We start from the raw sequence: 20,454 nt of genomic DNA, 5'->3' as shown, positions 1-20,454 counted from the left end.
GGAGGAACATGCCGTCCTTCGAGGCCGTCATCCTGGCGGCGGGCATGGGTACCCGGCTCGGCCGACCCCACCCGAAACCGCTCACCAAGCTGACCACGGGTGAGACGATCATGCGGCGCCAGATCTCCCTGCTGCGCGAGACGTTCGGTCCCGACCTGCGCATCACGGTGGTCGTCGGCTACAAGCTCGACTGGATCATCGAGGACAACGCGGACTGCTCGTTCGTCTACAACCCCTTCTACGACACCACCAACACGAGCAAGAGCCTGCTCAAGGCGCTGCAGCTCACCGGCGAGTCGGGGGTGCTGTGGCTGAACGGCGACGTCGTGTTCCACCCCGACCTGCTCGGCCTGCTCAGCGAGTCGATCGAGGCCGGCCAGAGCTTCGTCTCGGTCAACACCGACTCCGTCGCCGACGAAGAGGTCAAGTACACGCTCGACGACGCCGGCAACATCGCCGAGCTCTCCAAGACGGTCGTCGGCGGCCTCGGCGAGGCAGTCGGCATCAACTACGTCGCCCCCTCCGAGAAGGCGGCGCTCATCGCCCAGCTCGAGGCCTGCGACGACCAGGACTACTTCGAGCGTGGCATCGAGGTTGCGATCGAGGCGGATGGCCTCAAGATCGTTCCCATCGACATCTCCCAGTTCCCCGCCATCGAGGTCGACTTCGACGCCGACCTCGTGCGCGCCAACGAGTCCCTCGCCTAGCCCTAGCCCCTAAGGAGCCCCCCATGGCGCGTCTCGCCACCACCGACGGTCTGACCGAGGAGCAGCAGGAGATCCTCAAGGTCGTCCGCCAGTTCGTCGAGAAGGAGATCCTTCCCGTCGCCACCGAGCTCGAGCACAAGGACGAGTACCCGACGGACATCGTCGAGGGCCTCAAGGAGCTCGGCATCTTCGGCCTGATGATCCCCGAGGAGTTCGGCGGGCTCGGCGAGTCGCTGCTCACCTACGCGCTGGTGGTCGAGGAGATCGCCCGCGGCTGGATGAGCGTCTCCGGCGTCATCAACACGCACTTCATCGTCGCCTACATGCTGATGCACCACGGCACCGACGAGCAGAAGCAGAAGTACCTGCCGAAGATGGCCACCGGTGAGATCCGCGGCGCCTTCTCCATGTCGGAGCCGTCGCTCGGCTCGGACGTCTCCGCCATCTCCACCAAGGCGGTCAAGGGCGACGACGGCAACTACACGATCGACGGCCAGAAGATGTGGCTGACGAACGGCGGCTCGGCCAACCTCGTCGCGGTGCTGGTGAAGACCGACGAGGGTGCCGACTCGGTCTACAAGAACATGACCACCTTCCTGGTGGAGAAGGAGTCCGGCTTCGGCGAGACGGCTCAGGGCATCACCATCCCGGGCAAGATCGAGAAGATGGGCTACAAGGGTGTCGACACCACGGAGATGGTCTTCGAGGGCCACAAGATCTCGGCCGACCAGATCCTCGGCGGCGAGCCCGGCAAGGGCTTCTACCAGATGATGGACGGCGTCGAGGTCGGCCGCGTGAACGTCGCCGCCCGTGCCGTGGGCCTCGCGACTCGTGCCTTCGAGCTGGGCATCGCCTACTCGCAGCAGCGCGAGACGTTCGGCAAGAAGATCGCCGACCACCAGGCCGTCCTGTTCCGTCTCGCCGAGATGGGCACCAAGGTCGAGGCCGCCCACGAGATGGTCGTGAAGGCCGCCCGCATCAAGGATGCCGGGAAGCGCAACGACCTCGAGGCGGGCATGGCCAAGCTGCTCGCGAGCGAGTACTGCCGCGACGTCGTGGAGGACTCGTTCCGCATCCACGGCGGCTACGGCTTCAGCAAGGAGTACGAGATCGAGCGCCTCTACCGCGAGGCCCCGATGCTCCTGATCGGCGAGGGCACGGCCGACATCCAGAAGATGATCATCGGCCGCCGCCTGCTGGAGGACTACAAGGCCTGAGTGGTCTCGATACACGCCCAGCTCGCTGGCGCTCGCGGGCGCACTCGACCACCGGGCCCTCGGTGATCGAGTGCCTGCGAGCTCTGCGAGCGGGCGTATCGAGATCACGCCCGGGGAGAGGGCCGGGGATCGGGGCCGCACCACTACGATCGAACCCATGCCTGAGATCTTCGAGCTGCAGTACCCGCAGTCGCTGGGGGTGTTCGACGACTACGCCGCGGCGCAGAAGGCCGTCGACTTCCTGTCCGACGAGCACTTCCCGGTGCAGAACTGCTTGATCGTCGGCACCGACCTCAAGCAGGTGGAGCGGGTCACGGGTCGTCTCACCAACGGTCGCGTCGCCCTGGCCGGCGCCGCGTCGGGTGCGTGGCTCGGCCTGCTCATCGGCCTGCTGGTCGGGATCTTCGCCGAGGAGGGCAGCTGGCTCGGCACCGTGCTCGGCGCCGTCCTGCTGGGCGTGGTGTTCGGCGTGGTCTGGAGCCTGCTCGGCTACGCCGCGACGCGCGGACAGCGTGACTTCAGCTCCGTCCAGAAGGTCGTCGCCACCAAGTACGAGGTGCTGGTCGAGCACAAGTTCCTGGCCCAGGGCCAGGAGCTGCTGGCCAAGATGCCGGGAAGAACCATCCTGTGAGCAAGACCAACCCCGGCAACTACTTCGAGGACTTCACGCTGGGGCAGGTGATCGAGCACGCGACGCCGCGCACGATCACCGAGGGCGACCGGGCGCTGTACACCGCGCTCTACCCGACGCGATTCGCGATCCCGTCGTCGGCGGAGTTCGCCGCGTCGGTCGGGCTGGACCCGCACCCGGTCGAGGAGCTCATCGGCTTCCACGTGGCGTTCGGCAAGACCGTCCCCGACGTGTCGCTCAACGCGGTCGCCAACCTGGGCTACGCCGAGTGCCGGTTCCACCGTCCGGTCGTGCCGGGCGACACGCTCCGCACGTCGTCCGAGGTCATCGGCCTCAAGCAGAACTCCAACGGCAAGACGGGCGTCGTCTACGTCCGCTCCACCGCCACCAACCAGCGCGGTGAGGTCGCGATCGACTGGGCCCGCTGGGTGATGGTGCACAAGCGTGACCAGGACGCCCCGGCCCCGGAGACCGTGGTCCCCGAGCTGACCGACGCCGTCGCCGCCGAGGACCTCGTGATCCCGGACGGTCTCGACTTCACCGGCTACGACTTTGCCGCCGCCGGCGAGCCGCACCGCTGGGACGACTACGAGGTCGGCGAGAAGATCGACCACGTCGACGGCGTCACGCTCACCGACCCGGAGCACATGCTCGCCACGCGCCTGTGGCAGAACACCGCCAAGGTGCACTTCAACACCGAGGCGCGTCCCGACGGCACCCGGCTGGTCTACGGCGGTCACGTCATCTCGATGGCGCGAGCGCTGTCCTTCAACGGGCTGGCCAACGCGCAGCTGATCGCCGCCATCAACGCCGGAGCCCACACAGCCCCGGCGCTCGCGGGCGACACCGTCTACGCATGGTCCGAGGTGCTCGACAAGGCCGACGTCGACGCCCCCGGCGTGGGCGCACTGCGCCTCCGCCTCGTCGCCACCAAGGGCCGCGACGAGTCGATGATGCTGCGCACCGAGGACGGCAAGTACGCCGAGGGCGTGCTGCTCGACCTCGACTACTGGGCCCTCGCGCCACAGGCCTGACGTGAGCGTCGTCGTCGTCCGTCACGGCGAGACCGAGTGGAGCGCGGCCGGCCGGCACACGTCGGTCACCGACCTCCCGCTGACGACGGCGGGGGAGGACGCTGCACGAGCGCTGCGTGGCGTGCTCGCGACGTGGGACTTGGCGCAGGTCCTGGTCAGCCCGCGCCTGCGAGCCCGGCGCACCGCCGAGCTCGCCGGCTTCCCCGACGCCGAGGTCGACGACGACCTCGCCGAGTGGTTCTACGGCGACTACGAGGGGATCACCACCCAGCAGATCCGCGAGACGGTGCCGGGCTGGACGGTCTGGACCCACCCGACGCCCGGCGGCGAGACTGCCGAGGAGGTCGGCGCGCGGCTCGACCGCGTCGTGGCCCGCGCCAGGGCGGTCGACGGCGACACCCTCGTCATCGGGCACGGACACGCACTCCGGGTCCTCGCCGCTCGCTGGCTCGACCAGCCGGTCGCCGAGGGCCGGTTCTTCCGGCTCGACACCGCGACGTGCTCCGTCCTCGGCCACGAGCACGAGTACCCGGTCCTGCTGCGCTGGAACGTTCCGGCACCAGGCTGATCGCTAGCCTGAGCCCGTGCGCATCGACCTCCACACCCACTCGAACCGCTCGGACGGCACCGACACCCCGGGTGAGCTGGTGCGCAACGCCGCTCGGGTGGGGCTGGACGTCGTCGCGCTGACCGACCACGACACCACCGTCGGCTGGGTCGAGGCGCAGGCCGCCGCCGACGAGGTCGGCGTCCGGCTGGTCAAGGGCATCGAGATCTCCACCAAGCTGGAGCACAAGAGCATCCACCTGCTCGGCTACGAGATGGACCCGACCGACGCGCCGCTCCTCGCCGAGCTCGACCGCATCCTCGGCGGCCGCGACGACCGGCTCCCGCGCATCATCGCCGCCCTCAACGAGGTCGGCATCGACATCACCGAGGCCGAGGTGCGAGCCCGCTCGGGTGCCGCGGAGGCGTCCGGCCGCCCGCACGTGGCCGACGTGCTCGTCGACAAGGGCGTCGTCGCCGACCGGAACGAGGCGTTCGACGCCTACCTCAACCCCGGACGGCCCGGCTACGTGAGCCGCTACGCGGTGCCGACCGACGAGGCCATCCGCCTCGTCTCGGCCGCCGGCGGCGTCACGGTGCTGGCGCACCCGTGGTCACGGGGGAGCCACCGCGTGCTCACCGCGGAGCGCATCGCCGAGCTGTGCGCCGCAGGACTCGACGGACTCGAGGTCGACCACACCGACCACGACGCCGACCAGCGGGCGCAGCTGCGCGGCCTCGCCGAGGACCTGGGCCTGGTGGTCACCGGGTCCAGCGACTACCACGGGCTCGGGAAGTCGGAGGCCTTCGCGCTCGGCGCCAACACCACCGCGCCCGACCAGCTGGAGCGGCTGCTCAGCGCCCCCGCTTAGCCGCCCGCATGACCACGGACTTCGGCGCGTACTGGGAGATCGTCGCGAGCACCTTGTAGCGGACCGACGGGATCGACAGCGACTTGCCCTTGTCGAGGTCCTTCAGTGCGGCCTTCACGAGCTTGTCGGCCTTCAGCCACATCCAGCGCGGGATCGTCGAGGTGTCGGCGCCCATGCGCTGGTGGAACTCGGTCCGCACGAAGCCCGGGCACAGCGCCATGATCGTGAGGCCGGCGTCGGAGTACTGCATGTGGGCCCAGCGCGACAGGTTCACCATCCACGCCTTGTGCGCGGAGTACGTGCCGCGCGGCGTGAACGCGGCGACGCTCGCGACGTTGATGATCTCGCCGTGGCCGCGACCCGCCATGGCCTTGATCGCGGCGTCCATCAGGTGCATGGGAGCACGGACCATGAGGTCGAGGTGGCGGTCCTCCTCGACGATGTCGGTGGTGCCGAACCAGCCGGCGATGGACGACCCGGCGTTGTTCACCAGAAGGTCGACCGGGTGCGACGTGTCGGTGAGCGCGTTGACCGCCGCCGCGAGGCCGTCGTCGGTGGTGAGGTCGGCGGTGATGACGTCGACGGCGACGCCGTGCTTCTCGCGCAGCTCGGCGGCGATCTTCTCCAGCCGGGCGGTGTCGCGGGCCACCAGGACGAGGTCGTGACCACGCTTGGCCAGCTCCCGCGCGAACGCGTTCCCGATGCCCGCAGTGGGCCCGGTGATCAGCGCGCGACCTCTCATGGCGAAACGGTAGCGTGCCACCTATGACGACGACGATCGCGGTGGTGAACCAGAAGGGCGGCGTCGGCAAGACCACGACCGTCGCCTCCCTGGGTGCAGCACTCACCGAGAAGAAGCAGCGTGTGCTGCTCGTCGACCTCGACCCGCAGGGCGGCCTGACCTTCTCCCTCGGCATCGATCCCGAGGACGTCGACGTCACCGTCGGGGCCGTGCTGCTGGGCACCTCGAAGACCGAGGACGCCATCGTCGTCACCGACGACGGGATGCACCTGCTCCCGAGCAACATCACCGTCACCCAGGCTGAGGAGGCCCTGGTCAGCCGCACCGGCCGCGAGCAGCGTCTCCGCGTGGCGCTGACCAAGGTGGCGGACGAGTACGACTGGATCCTCATCGACTGCCCGCCCACGCTCGGCGTCATGACCGTCGGCGCCCTCTCGGCCGCCCAGCAGGTGCTGATCCCGCTCCAGGCGGAGACGCTGTCGCACCGCGGCGTCGGCCAGCTGCTCGACACGATCCACGACGTGAAGCAGTTCGTGAACTCCGAGCTGCACGTCCTCGGCGTGCTGCCGACGATGTTCGACGGCCGCACCCGGCACGCGCAGGCGGTGATCACTGCGATCCAGGAGACCTACGAGCTGCCGATCATCGAGCCGGCCATCCCGAAGACCATCCGGTTCGCGGAGGCCCCGGCATTCGGTCGCTCCATCCTCGGCACCAGCAGGACGCACAAGGGCGCTGAGGCGTATCGCCAGGTTGCGGCCTCTCTCCTCGCCTAGAATCGAGGGGTGAACCAGCGCCGCCCGAACTCACGTCGAGCCGCCCGCCACCGGGCGGAACGCCGGCGTCGGATCGGCGCGCTCGGTGGCGCGATCATGCTGACCGTCGTGATCGGCGCCGCGGCCGTCGGCGTGCTGCCGCACCTGCGCGCCACCACGCCGCCCGCGGCGGCCGCCGGGGTCAGCTCGCTGGAGCGTGCCTCGATGGACGCGCTGACGCTGCCGGCCCCGAAGCCGGAGGTGACGCCCGCGGCGAAGACCGTGTCCGTCGCGCTGCCGCAGGCATCGGGATCCGGACGCCGGATCGTGTTCTCGGAGTCGCAGCAGCGCGTGTGGCTGGTGGGCGACGACGGCAAGGTCGACCGCACCTACCTGGTCTCCGGCAGCAAGTTCGACAACCTGGACCCCGGCTCGTACCGCGTGCAGTCGAAGCAGCGGCACGCCACCGCGTTCGACTCCAGCGGCACGATGGAGTACTTCGTGCGGTTCGCCACCGGCTGGACCGCGCCGATCGGCTTCCACACCGTTCCCGTGGACCGGTCCGGGAAGCTCGAGCAGACCAAGGCCCAGCTCGGCACCCCGTTGTCGGCCGGGTGCGTGCGTCAGTGGCGCGACGACGCCATCGCCCTGTGGAACTTCGCTCCGGTGGGCACGCCGGTCGTCGTCACGGCCTGACGGTCGGGTCTACTCGGCCTTCTTGACGGCCTCGCCGCCGCGGGTGCGGTTGCGGCGACGCCGGTTGCGGCTGCGCTGCTGGCCACCGCCCGACGAGGACTTCTGGCCCTCCGAGCGGGGACGCGACCCAGCCTCGCGGCGCGGCTCCTTGGGAGCGGCCGGCTTGAGGCGGCCCTTGGCGTCGTGCGGGATGCCGAGGTCGTGGAACAGGTGCTCCGACGTGGAGTACGTCTCCTGGGGCTCGTCGAACGGCAGGTCGAGCTCCTTGTTGATGAGCTTCCAGCGCGTCAGGTCGGCCCAGTCGACGAACGTCACCGCGATGCCCGAGGCGCCCGCGCGACCCGTGCGGCCGATGCGGTGCACGTAGGTCTTGTGGTCCTCGGGGCAGTTGTAGTTGATGACGTGCGAGATGCCGGCGACGTCGATGCCGCGGGCGGCGACGTCGGTGGCGACGAGGATGTTGATCTTGCCGTCACGGAAGCGCTGGAGCGCCTTCTCACGGGCCGTCTGCGCCATGTCGCCGTGCAGCGGGGCGGCCGGGAAGCCACGGTCGGCGAGGTCGTCGGCGACGCGCTGGGCGGTGCGCTTGGTGCGCGTGAAGATGATGACGCGGCCGACGTCCTCGGCCTGCAGGATGCGGGCCACGACCTCCGGCTTGTCCATGTCGTGCGCCTGCCACACGAACTGCGCGGTGGTGGGGACCATGTGGTCCTCGTCCGGCGCCTCCGCGCGGATGTTCATCGGGTGCCGCATGTGCTTGCGGGCGAGGCCGACGATCGCCGACGGCATGGTGGCCGAGAACAGCATCGTCTGGCGCAGCTCCGGCGTCTTGGCGAGGATCGCCTCGACGTCGGGCAGGAAGCCGAGGTCGAGCATCTCGTCGGCCTCGTCGAGCACGAGCGACTTCACGTGGGAGAGGTCGAGCGCACCGCGGTTGGCGAGGTCGAGCAGTCGGCCGGGGGTGCCGACCACGATGTCGACGCCGGACTTGAGCGCGTCGAGCTGCGGCTCGTAGGGCACACCGCCGTAGATGGTCAGGTTGCGCGTGCCGCGCTTGGACGACGCCGTCTCGACGTCGTTGGCGACCTGGATCGTCAGCTCACGGGTGGGCGTGACGATCAGAGCCTGCGGCTTGCCGGGGGCGGCGAGCTGGTCGTAGTCGGGGTCGTGCGGCGCGACGGTGCGCTGGATGACGGGGATGGCGAACGCGAGGGTCTTGCCCGTGCCGGTTCGAGCCTGGCCGATGAGGTCGGTACCCATGAGGGCCACCGAGAGCGTCATCTCCTGGATGGGAAAGGGATTCGTGATGCCGACCGCGTCGAGTGCGTCGGCGATCTCGGGCATCACGCCCAGATCTTTGAAGGTAGTCATTTCGTCCTATCGTATCGGCCATGGCACCGACCGAGACCGCCGCACCATCGGCCTTCGACGACCCCACCTACCGCACCGGCATCGTCGAGCTGCTCGGCGTCCTCGCCTACGGCGAGATCAGCGCCTGCGAGCGGCTCGCCGAGGACGCCCGCATGGCGCCCGACCTCCGGGTCAAGGTGGAGATCGCGGCGATGGCGGTGGCGGAGTTCGGGCACTTCGAGCAGCTCCGCGACCGGCTCGTCGAGATGGGCGAGGACCCGTTCGACGCGATGGCGCCGTTCCGTGACACGTTCGAGCGGTTCCACCGCCAGACGTCGCCGTCGGACTGGCTGGAAGGCCTGGTCAAGGCGTACGTGGGCGACGGGCTCGCGTCCGACTTCTACCGTGAGGTCGCGACGTACCTGGACCCGAGCACGCGCGAGCTCGTGCTGGACACGATGAGCGGCACGGGCCACTCCGAGTTCGTCGTCGACCAGGTGCGCGCGGCGATCGAGGCCGAACCCCGCGTCGGCGGACGCCTGGCGCTGTGGGGCCGACGCCTGATGGGCGAGGCGCTGAGCCAGGCCCAGATGGTGGTGGCCGAGCGCGACGCGCTGAGCACGGTGCTCGTCGGCGGGATCGACCGGCCCGGCATGGACCTCGCCGCGATCGGCCGCATGTTCACCCGGATCACCGAGGCGCACGCGGCCCGCATGGAGACGCTGGGTCTAGCCGCCTGAGACGAGGCCGAACCCGACCTTGCGGCCGGAGTTGTCGGTGAAGTAGAGGTACGCCACCTTGTCGGCCGGGACCGCGACGGTGCGGCCCTTGTCGTCGGTCAGGCTGAAGACGGACTCGTCCTTGATCGACTGCTGCAGCGCGTCGAGCACCGAGTCGGCGTCGCCGTCGGTCTCGACGGACAGCTCGCGCGCGGCGTTCTGGACGCCGATCTTGACCTCCATGGTCAGTCTCCTTCGTTCTGGTCGGGGTCCTTCGGGAATCCACCGATGCCGCGCCACGCCAGGCCGGCTGCGAGCTCGGCGGCCTCGGACCGGCTCAGGGCCGAGTCCGTGGAGAGCCAGTTGCGGGCGCCCACGTGGCCCATGCCGACCAGGCTGACGGCCAGCAGGTGCGCGGCCGGGCCCGGCAGGCCGGTGTCCTCGTGGATGATCTCGGCGATCGCCGACGCGGACTCGTCGATCACGCGGTCGACGAGGGTGCGGACGGCGGGGTCGTTGGTGAGGTCGGACTCGAACACCAGCCGGAACGCCTCGCCCTGGTCGGCGACGTAGTCGTACCAGAGCTCCATCGTGGCCTGCACGCGTCGGCGGTTGTCGGTGGTGGAGGCGAGCGCCTCCTTGACCTCGGCCACCACGGTGTCGCACGACGTCTCCAGCAGCGCGAGGTAGAGGTCGAGCTTGCCGGGGAAGTGCTGGTAGAGCACGGGCTTGGAGACGCCCGCCCGCTCGGCGATCTCGTCCATCGACGCGGAGTGGTAGCCCTGCTCGACGAACACGCCCAGCGCGACCTGCAGGAGCTGCGCGCGTCGGGCCGACCGCGGGAGGCGGTTGGTGCGGGGTCGCACCGGCGGGGCTTCGGTCACGCCTCAACACTAGACGGTGCCTGCCCACGATCCGGACGAGCGGTCCCTTGTGGTGACCGGTCGGGGAACATGGAGGGTCGAGCCACTGTTGACTGGAGAAACCCCCGTAGAAGGAGATCCCGTGGTCGCGCCACTCGTGGAACCCGCCGATGAGCTGACGATCGACGAAGTCCGTCGGTACAGCCGGCACCTGATCATCCCCGACGTCGGCATGGACGGACAGAAGCGGCTCAAGAACGCCAAGGTGCTGATCATCGGCGCCGGCGGTCTCGGCAGCCCCGCGCTGCTCTACCTCGCCGCGGCCGGCGTCGGCACGCTCGGCATCATCGACGACGACGTCGTCGACGAGTCGAACCTGCAGCGCCAGGTCATCCACGGGCAGTCCGACCTCGACAAGCCGAAGACCCAGTCGGCGGCGGAGTCAGTGGCCGAGATCAACCCGTACGTGAAGGTCGTCCAGCACAACGAACGTCTCGACAACGACAACGTGCTCGACATCTTCAGCCAGTACGACCTGATCCTCGACGGCACGGACAACTTCGCGACGCGCTACCTCGTCAACGACGCCGCGGTCATCCTCGGCAAGCCCTACGTCTGGGGCTCCATCTACCGCTTCGAGGGCCAGGTGTCGGTGTTCTGGGCCCAGGAGGGTCCGCAGTACCGCGACCTGTACCCGGAGCCCCCGCCGCCCGGCATGGTCCCGTCGTGCGCCGAGGGCGGCGTGCTCGGCGTCCTGTGCGCGTCGATCGGCTCGATCATGGTCACCGAGGCCATCAAGCTCATCACCGGCATCGGCGACCCGCTGATCGGCCGCCTGATGGTCTACGACGCGTTGGAGATGCGGTACTCGACGCTGAAGATCCAGCGCGACCCGAACGGCGTCCTGCCCACCGAGCTGATGAGCGACTACGAGGCCTTCTGCGGCGCGCTCAGCGACGAGGCCGCCGACGCCGCCGCCGACTCCACCATCTCGGTGCACACGCTCGACGGCTGGCTCAAGGAGCGCCACGACGGCGGACGTGACTTCGTCCTCGTCGACGTCCGGGAGCCGGGCGAGTACGAGATCAACAAGATCCCGGGCTCGGTGCTGATCCCCAAGGGCGAGTTCCTCAACGGCAAGGCGCTGGAGAAGGTCCCGTCCGACAAGCAGGCGGTCCTGTACTGCAAGACGGGTGTCCGGTCCGCCGAGGCGCTCGCGGTGCTCAAGGGCGCCGGCTACGCGGACGCCGTGCACGTCGGTGGCGGCGTCTCCGCCTGGGTCAACCAGATCGACCCGTCGCAGCCCGCGTACTGACCGCGCCCTCCCGCTGAGCGTGACGTTTTCGCCCATGAATCCGGAAAACAAGGGCGAAAACGTCACTGCCAGCGAGGACGGGGACTTCACGGAACGCGTTTTGTCGGTGGTGGAGTCGATCCCGCCCGGTCACGTCGTCACGTACGGCTGGATCGCCGACCTGCTCGGCGAGGGCGGGGCGCGGCAGGTCGGCCGGGTGATGTCGCTGGAGGGCGCAGCGGTCTCCTGGTGGCGCGTCGTCCGGGCCAACGGGACGCTCCCGCCGCACCTGATGACCGACGCCCAGGAGCACTGGCGCGCCGAGGGCACGCCGGTGGTGCGTGGGCACGTCGACGTTGTCCGAGCCCTCTGGTCTGATGGAGCCCGTGCCTGAGTACGTCCTGCAGCCCCCGCCGCCGGGGGACGCGCCGCCTCAGCTCGATCCCAGCCAGCAAGCCGTCGTCGATCATCGGGGTGGCCCGCTGCTCGTCCTCGCGGGGCCGGGCACCGGCAAGACCGCCACGCTCGTCGAGCTCGTCGTCGACAGGGTGGAGCGCGGCCTCGACCCCGCCGACGCGCTCGTCCTGACGTTCGGGCGCAAGGCGGCGCAGGAGCTGCGCGCCCGCATCGCGCGCCGCCTGCCCGGCAAGGGCGTCGTGCCGGCCATGACGTTCCACGCCTACTGCTACGCCCTGGTGCGCCAGGCCGCGCCGCCGGAGCAGTTCGCCGAGCCGTTGCGGCTGCTCAGCGCGCCGGAGCAGCTGTGGCGGCTGTCCGAGCTGCTGCTCGGCGCCACCGAGATGGGCCGCGTCACCTGGCCGCAGCAGCTCCAGCCGGCCCTGCGGACGCGTGGCTTCTCCCGTGAGCTCGCCGACTTCATCGGCCGCGCCCGCTCGTACGGCCTCGACCCGTCCGACGTGCACCGGCTCGCCGACGAGCGCGGCGAGGCCGCCTGGCACCCCGTCGCCGACCTCTGGACCGAGTACGAGCAGGTGCTCGCCATCGCCGGCGAGACCGACTACTCGGGTCTCGTGGACGACGCCACGTCGCTCGAGGAGGTGCCGCAGCCGCGGCTGCTCGTCGTCGACGAGTACCAGGACACGGACCCGGCGCAGGTGGCGTTGCTGCAGCGACTCGTCGGCCCGGCCACCGAGCTCGTGGCCGTCGGCGACCCGGACCAGTCCATCTACGCGTTCCGCGGCGCCGACGTCCGCGGCATCTGGGACTTCCCGGACATCTTCGGCACCCCGCAGCGGCCGGCCACCACGCTCGCGCTGCAGCGCACCCGGCGGTTCGGGCCCACGCTGAGCGCCGCGTCGCGGGCGATCATCAACCGGATCGGCGTCACCGGATCGCTGTCGGCCGAGCAGTTCGCCGCGTTCCGGAACCCCGAGCCCGACGACGCCGACGGGTCGATCGAGGTGCTCACGGCCACCGATCCACGGGCCGAGGCGGAGCACATCGCGTCGCTGCTGCGTCGCGCCGCGCTCGACGACGGGGTGCCGTTCGACCAGATGGCCGTGCTGGTCCGCACCGGCCGGGAGTCGCTCGGACCGTACGAGCGGGCGCTCCGCGCCGTCGGCCTGCCGGTCGAGGTGGCCGGCGACGAGATCCCGCTCGCCGAGCAGCCCGCGGTCCGGTCGCTGCTGCTCGCCGCCCGTGCCGCGATGGCGCTCGCCGCTGGCCGGCCGCTGGTGCCGGAGGAGGCGGAGGCGCTGCTCACCGGGCCGCTCGGCCACCTCGACCCCAGCGAGATGCGCCGGCTGGCTCGCACGCTCCGACGTGAGGACGCCGAGGAGAACGGCGTGCTGCGCGACTCCCGCGAGGTCGTCGCCGAGCGCCTGGCCGAGCCGCTCGGCATGCCCGACGGCCCGGCCGCACGGCTCGCGACGGCTCTGCAGAAGGCCGCTGCGCTGATCACCGACCGCGCCACGGCCGAGCGCGTCCTCTGGGCGCTGTGGGACGGCACGGGCTGGCCGCGCCGGCTGTCGGCCGCCGCGGACCACGGCGACGAGTCGGCGCACCGCGACCTCGACGCGATGGTGGCCCTGTTCGACGACGCCGCGCGCTCGCAGGAGCGAGGGGCCCGCGTCGAGATCGCCGCCTACATCGACGGCCTGCAGGGCCAGGAGATCCCGGGCGACACGCTCGCCGAGCGGGGGACGCGACCGCACGCCGTCCGCGTCATGACGGCGCACCGCGCCAAGGGCCTGGAGTGGGACCTCGTCGTGCTGGCCGGCGTCCAGGACGGCCGCTGGCCGGCCACCCGCACGGCCGGCACCCTGCTCCGCACCGAACGGCTCGACCCGCGGGGTGACGGCCGGCCGCCGAGCTTCGGCAGCCTGCTCGCCGAGGAGCGCCGGCTGTTCTACGTGGCGATGACGCGTGCCAAGCGGCGCCTGGTCGTCACGGCGGTCGAGAGCATGGCGAGCGACGGCGAGCAGCCGTCCCGCTTCGTCGAGGAGCTGATCGAGCACGGGGTGCCCCGGTCGTCGCCGGAGCCGCTGCGCCGTCCGATGCGCCCGGTCACCCTGCGCGGCGCGGTCACGCAGCTGCGGTGGCTGGCCGAGCGCGGTGCCACCCCGGCCGTGCGGGCCGGGGCATCGAGCCGCCTGCGCGAGCTGCGCGACGTCGTTCCGGCCGCCGACCCGGAGACCTGGTGGGGCATCCGCGAGCACACCCAGGCCGACGTGCCGATCCGTCCTGCTGACGAGCCGCTCGCGCTGTCCGGATCGGCCGTCTCCGACCTCTCACTGTGCTCGCTGCGCTGGTTCCTGTCCCGTGAGGCCAAGGGCACCGAGCCCACCAGCACCGCGCAGGGCTTTGGCTCAGCCATCCACGTCCTCGCCAAGGAGCTGGTCGACCAGCTGACCGTCGATGCCGACGCCACCGAGCTCATCGCCCACCTCGACTCGATCTGGCACCAGCTCGACTACGACACCCCGTGGATCGCGGCCCGCGAGCGCGACGAGGCGGCGGCCGCCGTCCGCCGGCTGGTCCGCTGGCACCAGGACCGCGGCGACCGCACCACCGTGGGCGCGGAGCACGAGTTCGTCGTCGATGTGCCGGTCGGTGAGGACACGGTCCGGCTGCGCGGCTCGATGGATCGTGTGGAGGTCGACGCCGACGGCCGCGTGCACGTCGTCGACTTCAAGACCGGCAAGAACAAGCCCACCGTCGAGGAGATCTCGCAGCACCCGCAGCTCGGCGTCTACCAGGTCGCCGTGCTGCACGGCGCCGTGCCGGAGCACACGCAGAGCGGCGGTGCCGAGCTGGTGCACCTCCGCAAGGAGCTCAAGGCCGACCCGGGCATGCCGGTCGTCCAGGAGCAGGACGCGCCGCGCGACGGTGAGCCGTTCTTCGCCGACGACCTCATCGCCACGTCACGGGACGCGGTGCGGCTCGAGCGGTTCGCCGCCACCCTCAACCAGCACTGCGACCGCTGCCCGTTCCGTCGCTCCTGCCCGGCTCAGCACGACGGCGGCCCCACCGTGGGTGACGTCGCATGAGCCGGTTCGTCCGCGACGAGGACCACCTCCGCCAGCTGCTCGGCATCCCGTTCAGTGCGGAGCAGATGGCGGCGATCACCGCACCACTGACCGCGCCCGGCGTCATCGTCGCCGGTGCCGGCTCGGGCAAGACCACGGTGATGGCGGCCCGGGTCGTCTGGCTGGTCGGCCACGACGAGGTGCCGCCCGGCCAGGTGCTCGGCCTGACGTTCACCAAGAAGGCCGCGGCCGAGCTGGGGCACCGCGTCCGCACCAGCCTCCTCGCTGCCGGCGACCCCGAGCGGATGCGCACGCTGTTCGACGAGCACGGCGAGCCCGTCGTCTCCACGTACCACGCGTTCGCAGGGTCGCTGATCACCGAGCACGGCCTGCGGCTCGGCCTCGAGACCGACCTGCTGGTCACGTCCGACGCCACGCGGTTCCAGCGGGCGGCGCGCGTCGTGCGCCGGTACCGCGAGCCGCTGCCCAACCTGACGATCCTGCTGGCTGCCACCGTCGACCGCGTCCTCGCGCTGGACGGCGCGCTGTCGGAGCACCTGGTCACTCCCGAGAAGCTGCGCGAGCACGACCAGCAGGTCGTCGCCGTCATCGACGCGCTGCCCAAGCTGACCAACGACCTCACCAAGGCACGCGCCGCAGCGCTCGAGCGCATCGACCTCACGCGGCTGGTCGAGGCGTACCGCGCCGACAAGCTGATGGCCGGCGTCATGGACTTCTCCGACCAGATGGCCGGGGGAGCGCGGCTCGGCATCGAGTGCCCGGAGGTCGGCGAGATCCTGCGCGAGCGGTTCGGCGTGGTGCTGCTCGACGAGTACCAGGACACCTCGGTCGCCCAGCGGCTGATGCTGCAGGGGTTGTTCGGCGACGGGCACCCGATCACGGCAGTCGGCGACCCGACGCAGGGCATCTACGGCTGGCGCGGCGCGTCGTCGGACAACATCGCGCGCTTCCGGCAGCACTTCCCGGCGGCCGACGGCTCCGAGGGGCCGTTGTACGGGCTGCGGGTGAGCCGCCGCTGCCATCCGGACATCCTGGCCGTCGCCAACCGGGTGGCCGAGCCGTACTTCGAGCGGCACGATGAGCTCGAGCCGCTGCTGCCCGACGAGAACACCACGTTCGGCCGTGCGGACGTCACCGTGGAGCTGCACCCGACGATCACCGAGGAGCTCGACGCGCTGGTCAAGCGGGTGGCCGCGGCGCGCGCGGCCGACCCCGCGGAGTCGGTCGCCATCCTGCTCCGCACGCGTGAGGAGATGCCGGTCATCACGGCCGGACTGCGCCGCGCCGGCGTCGACGCCGAGGTCGTCGGACTCGCCGGCCTGCTCACCCTGCCGCACGTCGGCGACGTCGTCAGCCTGCTCGAGGTCGTCGCCGACGCCACGGCCAACCCGGCGATGCTGCGCCTGCTCACCGGCGACCGCTGGCGGATCGGTGCCCGCGACCTGGCCATGCTCGGCCACCGGGCTTCCACCCTGGCCCGCGAGCTGGAGCCGGAGCCCGACGAGTCGCTGAGCGGCAAGCTCTCCGCGGCCGTCGCGGGCAGCGACCCCACCGAGATCGTCTCGCTCGCCGACGCGGTCGACGACCCGGGCGATCTCGCATACTCCGCCGAGGCGCTGCGACGGTTCGCGGAGGTGTCTGCCGTCATCCGCACCGTGCGCCGGTCGCTGGGCGGCTCGATCGCCGACATCGTGCAGGCGGCCATCCGCCGGCTCGACCTGGACATCGAGACCGCCCTGCTCGACACCGGCGCGTCCGACGACCTCGCCCGCCTCGTCGACGTCGCGGCCGACGTCGGCGGCCGCAGCGACATCGACTCCCTCGCCGGGTTCATCGCCTACCTCCGCGCCGAGCAGGAGCTCGGCCAGGGCCTCGAGGTGCCGGACCGCGCCCGGCCGGGTGCCGTGCAGGTGCTCACCATCCACACCGCCAAGGGCCTCGAGTGGGACCGCGTCTTCGTCCCCCTCGTCGTGAAGGGCACGTTCCCGTCCACGCGCGGTCGCGACCGCTGGACGTCCACCTCCAAGGGCTTCCCGTACCCGCTGCGCGGCGACGCCGACGTCCTGCCGAGCCTGCCGGAGTGGTCGAACAAGGGTCTGTCCCAGCTGATCGAGCAGTTCCGCGACGACGACCTCTCCGAGGAGATCCGTCTGGCCTACGTCGCGTTCACCCGTGCCCGCACCGCGCTGCACGTCAGCGGTCACCGCTGGGGGCGCCGCGCGAAGAACCCGTACGAGGTCTCGCCGTTCCTGCTCGAGGTCGCCGACGTCTGCCGCGGCCAGGGGCGAACGGTCGACGTGTGGGACGACGGCCCGCTCGGCGGGAAGAACCCGGAGCTGGACGTCGAGCCGGTCGCCTGGCCGCGCCAGCCCGCCGAGATGGCGGCCCGTCGCGCGGCGGTCGACCACCCGCCGGCCGATCCCACGGGCGACGAGGACGAGGCCGCCGAGCTCGCCACGCTCGAGAAGCTCGACGCCGAGGTGACGGCCTGGCGCGCGGAGGAAGAGCTCGCGGCCGGCCCGGTCGTCGTGCCGCTGCCGTCTGCGTTGTCCGCCACACAGGTGCTCGCGCTGGCCGACGACGAGCAGGCGTTCGCCCGGTCCCTGGCCCGGCCGGTGCCGCGGGCTCCGTCCGAGGCGGCCCGATTCGGCTCGCGGTTCCACGCCTGGGTCGAGGCCCACTACGGCATCCAGCCGCTGCTCGACCCCACCGAGCTGCCCGGCCGCGGCGACGCCGACGTCGACACCGACGCCGAGCTCGACCGCATCAAGGAGCTGTTCCTCGCCGGCCCGTATGCCGACCTGACCCCGGTGGGCGTCGAGGTGCCGTTCGCGTTCGACGTCGGCGGCGAGCAGGTCATCGGCCGGATCGACGCGGTCTTCGCCACCGATGCGGGGTTCGAGGTGGTCGACTGGAAGACCAACGCCACCGCCTCGGCCGACCCGCTCCAGCTCGCCGTGTACCGGCTGGCCTGGTCGGAGCTGGCCGGCGTCGACCCGTCCGGGGTGAGCGCGGCGTTCTACTACGTCCGCCTCGACGAGGTGCAGCGGTTCACGCCGGACCAGCTGCCCGGCCGCGACGAGCTCGTGAGGCTGCTCCGTCTAGGTTGAGGACGTGGACTACGCGTTCCAGAGCACGCAGCACGACCGCGCCGCGCATCGCCGCCTGAACGAGGCCTGGCGCGAGGGCGACCTCAAGGTGATGGTCCTTGGTGGCGAGCACCTCGCGACTGACGAGACCGGCGGCATCCGCTGGATCCCCGCGGACCAGGCTCCGGACGGCGAGTGGCTGTTCCTCGGCGAGCGCGACGGCGAGTCGTACGCCGCGGTCGTCGTCGATCGTGTCGACGACTCCCTCCATCCGCAGAGCCTGCGCATGGTGGGCCCCACGATCGCCCCGGAGGACGCCTCGCTCGCGGTCCACGCCGTCGGTCTGGCGCGGTGGCACCAGCTGAACGGCTTCTGCTCGAACTGTGGTTCCCCCACCGAGGTGCACGACGCCGGACACGTGCGCCAGTGCCCGTCGTGCGGCACGCACCACTTCCCGCGCACGGACCCGGCGGTGATCATGCTCATCACCGACGGCGACGACCGCGCGCTGCTCGGCCGGCAGAAGGTCTGGCCCCCGAACCGGTTCTCGACCCTCGCCGGTTTCGTGGAGCCGGGGGAGTCACTGCCCGACGCGGTGCGCCGCGAGGTGATGGAGGAGGTCGGCGTCGAGGTCGGCGAGGTGACGTACGCGGGCAGCCAGCCGTGGCCGTTCCCGTCGAGCCTGATGCTCGGCTTCTTCGGCACGGCGTTGTCGCATGACATCCGCGTCGACGGCAACGAGATCGAGGAGGCCCGCTGGTTCACCCGCGCGGAGATGACCGAGCTGAGCAAGGCGAACGAGCTCCTGCTCCCGCCGCTCGTGTCCATCTCGCGCTGGCTCGTCAACGAGTGGCACGGCGGCGAGATCAGCGGCAAGTGGTGAGCCCGGGGCCACGAGATGTGCTCCCCTGACCACCACGCGGTGGGTGACTGGTGGTGGTTGGCGGAGCAAATCTCGGGGCCGGGGCCGAGCGCCTCACTACGCTGACGCCATGCCGGCGCGCTTCGACCTCTCCGACCCGACGTTCGACGTCACAGCGCCACAGGTGCATGCGGCGCGGGAGGACGACTGGTACGTCGAGACGAACCTCGGGTGGGCGGTGCTCCGGTACGACGAGGCGCAGGCGATCCTCAAGGACCGGCGGTTCATCCAGGGCAACGCGAAGTGGCCGGCGCAGAACGGCATCCACTCCGGGCTGTTCTCCGACTGGTGGGCGGAGACGCTGCTGAGCCTCGAGGGCGAGGACCACGCCCGGCTGCGCACGCTGCTGCGGCCGGCGTTCCGGAACAAGACCATCGCCGCGATGTCGCCGACGTTCCAGAAGCTGGCGCACGAGCTGATCGACGGATTCGTCGAGCGCGGGGAGGTCGAGCTCGTCTCGGAGTTCGCCGAGCCCTATGCCGCGCGGATCATCTGCATCCTGCTCGGGCTGCCTGAGGACGACTGGCCGCAGGTGGCGCACTGGGCCGACGACCTCGGCAAGAGCTTCGGCGTCAACGTCGCGCGCGACGTGCCGGTCATCGAGGCTGCGCTGACCGGACTGGAGGGCTACGTCGAGGCGGTCATCGAGGACCGCGCGGCCAACCCGCGCGACGACCTCGTCACGACGCTCCTCCAGGCGCACACCGACGAGGGCCGGCTGGACCGGCACGAGCTGAGCGTCGCGCTCGTCTTCCTCGCCTTCGCGGGCATGGAGACGACGCGGAACCAGATCGGCCTCGCCCTGCAGACCCTGCTCGCCCACCCGGACCAGTGGAGGCTGCTCGGCGAGCGAGCGGACCTCGGTCGCCAGGCCGTCGAGGAGGTCATGCGGGTGAACCCGACGGTGACGTGGGTGACCCGGGAGGCCGTCGAGGACGTCGACTTCCGCGGGCTGCACATCCCGGCCGGCGGCATCGTCCAGGTCATCTCACACGCGGCGGGGACCGACCCGTCGGCGATGCCCGACCCGGCGTTCGACATCACGCAGGTCCGGCCGCCGCACCTCGGGTTCGGCGCCGGCGTGCACCACTGCCTCGGCCACTTCGTGGCCCGCGTCGACATGTCGGTGGCCCTGCCACTGCTGGCAGCACGCATGCCCGACGCCCGGCCGGACGGTCCGGGCGAGTGGCTGCCGGTCTCCGGCAACACCGGGCCGGTGCGGTTCCCGATCCGGTTCACGCCCGGGACCCGCAGGGATCAGGACGTGAGCTGAGCCTTCACCTGCGCGACCGACGGGTTGGTCAGCGCGGTGCCGTCCTCGAACACCAGGGTGGGCACGGTCTGGTTGCCCTGGTTGATGTTCATGACGGTGATCGCGGCGGCCTCGTCGCGCTCGATGTCGACCTCGACGAAGTCGATGCCCTCCCGCTGCAGCTGCCCCTTCAAGCGGTGGCAGTAGCCGCACCACGGGGTGGAGTAGAGCGTGAACTGGGCGGTCATCGAGTGTC

The 20,454-nt window shown here is 71.0% G+C and carries 20 protein-coding genes and 1 pseudogene; 16 read left to right on the top strand and 5 right to left on the bottom strand.

Annotation, left to right across the window (positions count from 1 at the left end; all coding sequences use genetic code 11):
- The first annotated feature begins 8 nt into the window (after positions 1 to 8).
- The 6 genes from FHP06_RS04570 to FHP06_RS04545 all read left to right on the top strand — a co-directional run bounded on the left by FHP06_RS04570 (position 9) and on the right by FHP06_RS04545 (position 5,007).
- On the top strand, positions 9 to 707 hold the full coding sequence (locus FHP06_RS04570; RefSeq protein ID WP_147684240.1) for a phosphocholine cytidylyltransferase family protein: 699 nt from the start codon (positions 9 to 11) through the stop codon (positions 705 to 707).
- A 23-nt stretch (positions 708 to 730) separates the two neighbouring features.
- Entirely contained in the window at positions 731 to 1,924 is a 1,194-nt protein-coding gene (locus FHP06_RS04565; RefSeq protein WP_147684238.1) for an acyl-CoA dehydrogenase family protein, read from the top strand.
- A 157-nt stretch (positions 1,925 to 2,081) separates the two neighbouring features.
- Entirely contained in the window at positions 2,082 to 2,555 is a 474-nt protein-coding gene (locus FHP06_RS04560; RefSeq protein ID WP_147684237.1) for a general stress protein, read from the top strand.
- The gene (locus FHP06_RS04555; RefSeq protein WP_147684235.1) at positions 2,552 to 3,589 is read left to right on the top strand and encodes a MaoC family dehydratase; all 1,038 of its coding nucleotides are present in this window, start codon (positions 2,552 to 2,554) and stop codon (positions 3,587 to 3,589) included. Before FHP06_RS04560 ends, FHP06_RS04555 begins: the two co-directional genes overlap by 4 nt.
- Before the next feature lies 1 nt (position 3,590).
- Entirely contained in the window at positions 3,591 to 4,157 is a 567-nt protein-coding gene (locus tag FHP06_RS04550) for a histidine phosphatase family protein (protein WP_147684233.1), read from the top strand.
- Between the two features lie 16 nt (positions 4,158 to 4,173).
- A complete protein-coding gene (locus tag FHP06_RS04545; protein WP_147684231.1) occupies positions 4,174 to 5,007 on the top strand; it encodes a PHP domain-containing protein in 834 nt (277 codons plus the stop codon).
- On the opposite strand, the gene FHP06_RS04540 is transcribed toward FHP06_RS04545, so the two are convergent.
- Positions 4,991 to 5,749, bottom strand: a complete 759-nt coding sequence (locus FHP06_RS04540; RefSeq protein WP_147684229.1) for an SDR family NAD(P)-dependent oxidoreductase — start codon at positions 5,747 to 5,749, stop codon at positions 4,991 to 4,993. The genes FHP06_RS04545 and FHP06_RS04540 overlap by 17 nt on opposite strands.
- 23 nt (positions 5,750 to 5,772) lie before the next feature.
- Here FHP06_RS04540 and FHP06_RS04535 point away from each other — a divergent pair, with 23 nt between their 5' ends.
- Together FHP06_RS04535 and FHP06_RS04530 are read left to right on the top strand one after the other, a co-directional pair.
- Positions 5,773 to 6,525, top strand: coding sequence for a ParA family protein (locus FHP06_RS04535; RefSeq protein WP_187271778.1), 753 nt, complete (start codon positions 5,773 to 5,775; stop codon positions 6,523 to 6,525).
- A gap of 9 nt (positions 6,526 to 6,534) precedes the next feature.
- Positions 6,535 to 7,200, top strand: coding sequence for a L,D-transpeptidase (locus FHP06_RS04530; protein ID WP_147684225.1), 666 nt, complete (start codon positions 6,535 to 6,537; stop codon positions 7,198 to 7,200).
- Positions 7,201 to 7,209: 9 nt separating this feature from the next.
- Here FHP06_RS04530 and FHP06_RS04525 read toward each other — a convergent pair whose 3' ends face one another.
- Complete coding sequence (locus tag FHP06_RS04525) at positions 7,210 to 8,571, bottom strand: DEAD/DEAH box helicase (RefSeq protein ID WP_222706361.1); 1,362 nt, start codon at positions 8,569 to 8,571, stop codon at positions 7,210 to 7,212.
- Positions 8,572 to 8,591: 20 nt separating this feature from the next.
- Between FHP06_RS04525 and FHP06_RS04520 the strand changes: the two genes are divergently transcribed.
- Positions 8,592 to 9,290 (top strand): ferritin-like fold-containing protein, encoded by a 699-nt coding sequence (locus FHP06_RS04520; protein WP_147684223.1) that lies wholly within the window; start codon positions 8,592 to 8,594, stop codon positions 9,288 to 9,290.
- Here the strand turns inward: FHP06_RS04520 and FHP06_RS04515 are convergent.
- Positions 9,279 to 9,512: a DUF3107 domain-containing protein gene (locus tag FHP06_RS04515; protein WP_147684221.1), complete on the bottom strand. Its 234-nt coding sequence runs from the start codon at positions 9,510 to 9,512 to the stop codon at positions 9,279 to 9,281. The genes FHP06_RS04520 and FHP06_RS04515 overlap by 12 nt on opposite strands.
- Positions 9,513 to 9,514: 2 nt before the next feature.
- Positions 9,515 to 10,153 (bottom strand): TetR/AcrR family transcriptional regulator, encoded by a 639-nt coding sequence (locus FHP06_RS04510; protein WP_147684219.1) that lies wholly within the window; start codon positions 10,151 to 10,153, stop codon positions 9,515 to 9,517.
- 121 nt (positions 10,154 to 10,274) lie between these two features.
- On the opposite strand from FHP06_RS04510, the gene moeZ reads away from it, so the two are divergent.
- The 7 genes and pseudogenes from moeZ to FHP06_RS04480 all read left to right on the top strand — a co-directional run bounded on the left by moeZ (position 10,275) and on the right by FHP06_RS04480 (position 20,219).
- Complete coding sequence (moeZ, locus tag FHP06_RS04505) at positions 10,275 to 11,447, top strand: adenylyltransferase/sulfurtransferase MoeZ (RefSeq protein WP_222706360.1); 1,173 nt, start codon at positions 10,275 to 10,277, stop codon at positions 11,445 to 11,447.
- Between the two features lie 34 nt (positions 11,448 to 11,481).
- The gene (locus FHP06_RS04500) at positions 11,482 to 11,820 is read left to right on the top strand and encodes an MGMT family protein (RefSeq protein WP_147684215.1); all 339 of its coding nucleotides are present in this window, start codon (positions 11,482 to 11,484) and stop codon (positions 11,818 to 11,820) included.
- Complete coding sequence (locus FHP06_RS04495; RefSeq protein ID WP_222706359.1) at positions 11,813 to 14,935, top strand: ATP-dependent helicase; 3,123 nt, start codon at positions 11,813 to 11,815, stop codon at positions 14,933 to 14,935. The genes FHP06_RS04500 and FHP06_RS04495 overlap by 8 nt, the downstream gene beginning before the upstream one ends.
- Positions 14,932 to 15,888, top strand: a pseudogene (locus tag FHP06_RS16350) (UvrD-helicase domain-containing protein); the annotation flags it as partial. The gene FHP06_RS04495 and the pseudogene FHP06_RS16350, both read left to right, overlap by 4 nt.
- Positions 15,889 to 15,939: 51 nt before the next feature.
- Positions 15,940 to 18,045, top strand: coding sequence for a 3'-5' exonuclease (locus FHP06_RS04490; RefSeq protein ID WP_456236636.1), 2,106 nt, complete (start codon positions 15,940 to 15,942; stop codon positions 18,043 to 18,045).
- Between the two features lie 4 nt (positions 18,046 to 18,049).
- Positions 18,050 to 18,907, top strand: a complete 858-nt coding sequence (gene nudC, locus FHP06_RS04485; RefSeq protein ID WP_230973405.1) for an NAD(+) diphosphatase — start codon at positions 18,050 to 18,052, stop codon at positions 18,905 to 18,907.
- Between the two features lie 109 nt (positions 18,908 to 19,016).
- Entirely contained in the window at positions 19,017 to 20,219 is a 1,203-nt protein-coding gene (locus tag FHP06_RS04480) for a cytochrome P450 (protein WP_147684208.1), read from the top strand.
- Here FHP06_RS04480 and FHP06_RS04475 read toward each other — a convergent pair.
- Entirely contained in the window at positions 20,204 to 20,446 is a 243-nt protein-coding gene (locus tag FHP06_RS04475; RefSeq protein WP_147684206.1) for a mycoredoxin, read from the bottom strand. The genes FHP06_RS04480 and FHP06_RS04475 overlap by 16 nt on opposite strands.
- Positions 20,447 to 20,454: the final 8 nt, after the last annotated feature.

Origin of the sequence: Aeromicrobium terrae (assembly GCF_008039565.1) — a bacterium.
In the GTDB taxonomy this organism is placed as follows: Bacteria; Actinomycetota; Actinomycetes; order Propionibacteriales; family Nocardioidaceae; genus Aeromicrobium; species Aeromicrobium terrae.
The sequence above is the reverse complement of the archived record's forward strand: the minus strand, read 5'-3'. Positions and strand labels throughout refer to the sequence as shown.

Coding starts and splice junctions, on each gene's coding strand:
- FHP06_RS04480 (WP_147684208.1), top strand. CDS start 19,017: ATGCCGGCGCGCTTCGACCTCTCCGACCCGACGTTCGACGTCACAGCG.
- FHP06_RS04520 (WP_147684223.1), top strand. CDS start 8,592: ATGGCACCGACCGAGACCGCCGCACCATCGGCCTTCGACGACCCCACC.
- FHP06_RS04475 (WP_147684206.1), bottom strand. CDS start 20,446: ATGACCGCCCAGTTCACGCTCTACTCCACCCCGTGGTGCGGCTACTGC.
- FHP06_RS04515 (WP_147684221.1), bottom strand. CDS start 9,512: ATGGAGGTCAAGATCGGCGTCCAGAACGCCGCGCGCGAGCTGTCCGTC.
- FHP06_RS04570 (WP_147684240.1), top strand. CDS start 9: ATGCCGTCCTTCGAGGCCGTCATCCTGGCGGCGGGCATGGGTACCCGG.
- FHP06_RS04500 (WP_147684215.1), top strand. CDS start 11,482: ATGAATCCGGAAAACAAGGGCGAAAACGTCACTGCCAGCGAGGACGGG.
- FHP06_RS04540 (WP_147684229.1), bottom strand. CDS start 5,749: ATGAGAGGTCGCGCGCTGATCACCGGGCCCACTGCGGGCATCGGGAAC.
- FHP06_RS04565 (WP_147684238.1), top strand. CDS start 731: ATGGCGCGTCTCGCCACCACCGACGGTCTGACCGAGGAGCAGCAGGAG.
- FHP06_RS04525 (WP_222706361.1), bottom strand. CDS start 8,571: ATGACTACCTTCAAAGATCTGGGCGTGATGCCCGAGATCGCCGACGCA.
- FHP06_RS04560 (WP_147684237.1), top strand. CDS start 2,082: ATGCCTGAGATCTTCGAGCTGCAGTACCCGCAGTCGCTGGGGGTGTTC.
- FHP06_RS04535 (WP_187271778.1), top strand. CDS start 5,773: ATGACGACGACGATCGCGGTGGTGAACCAGAAGGGCGGCGTCGGCAAG.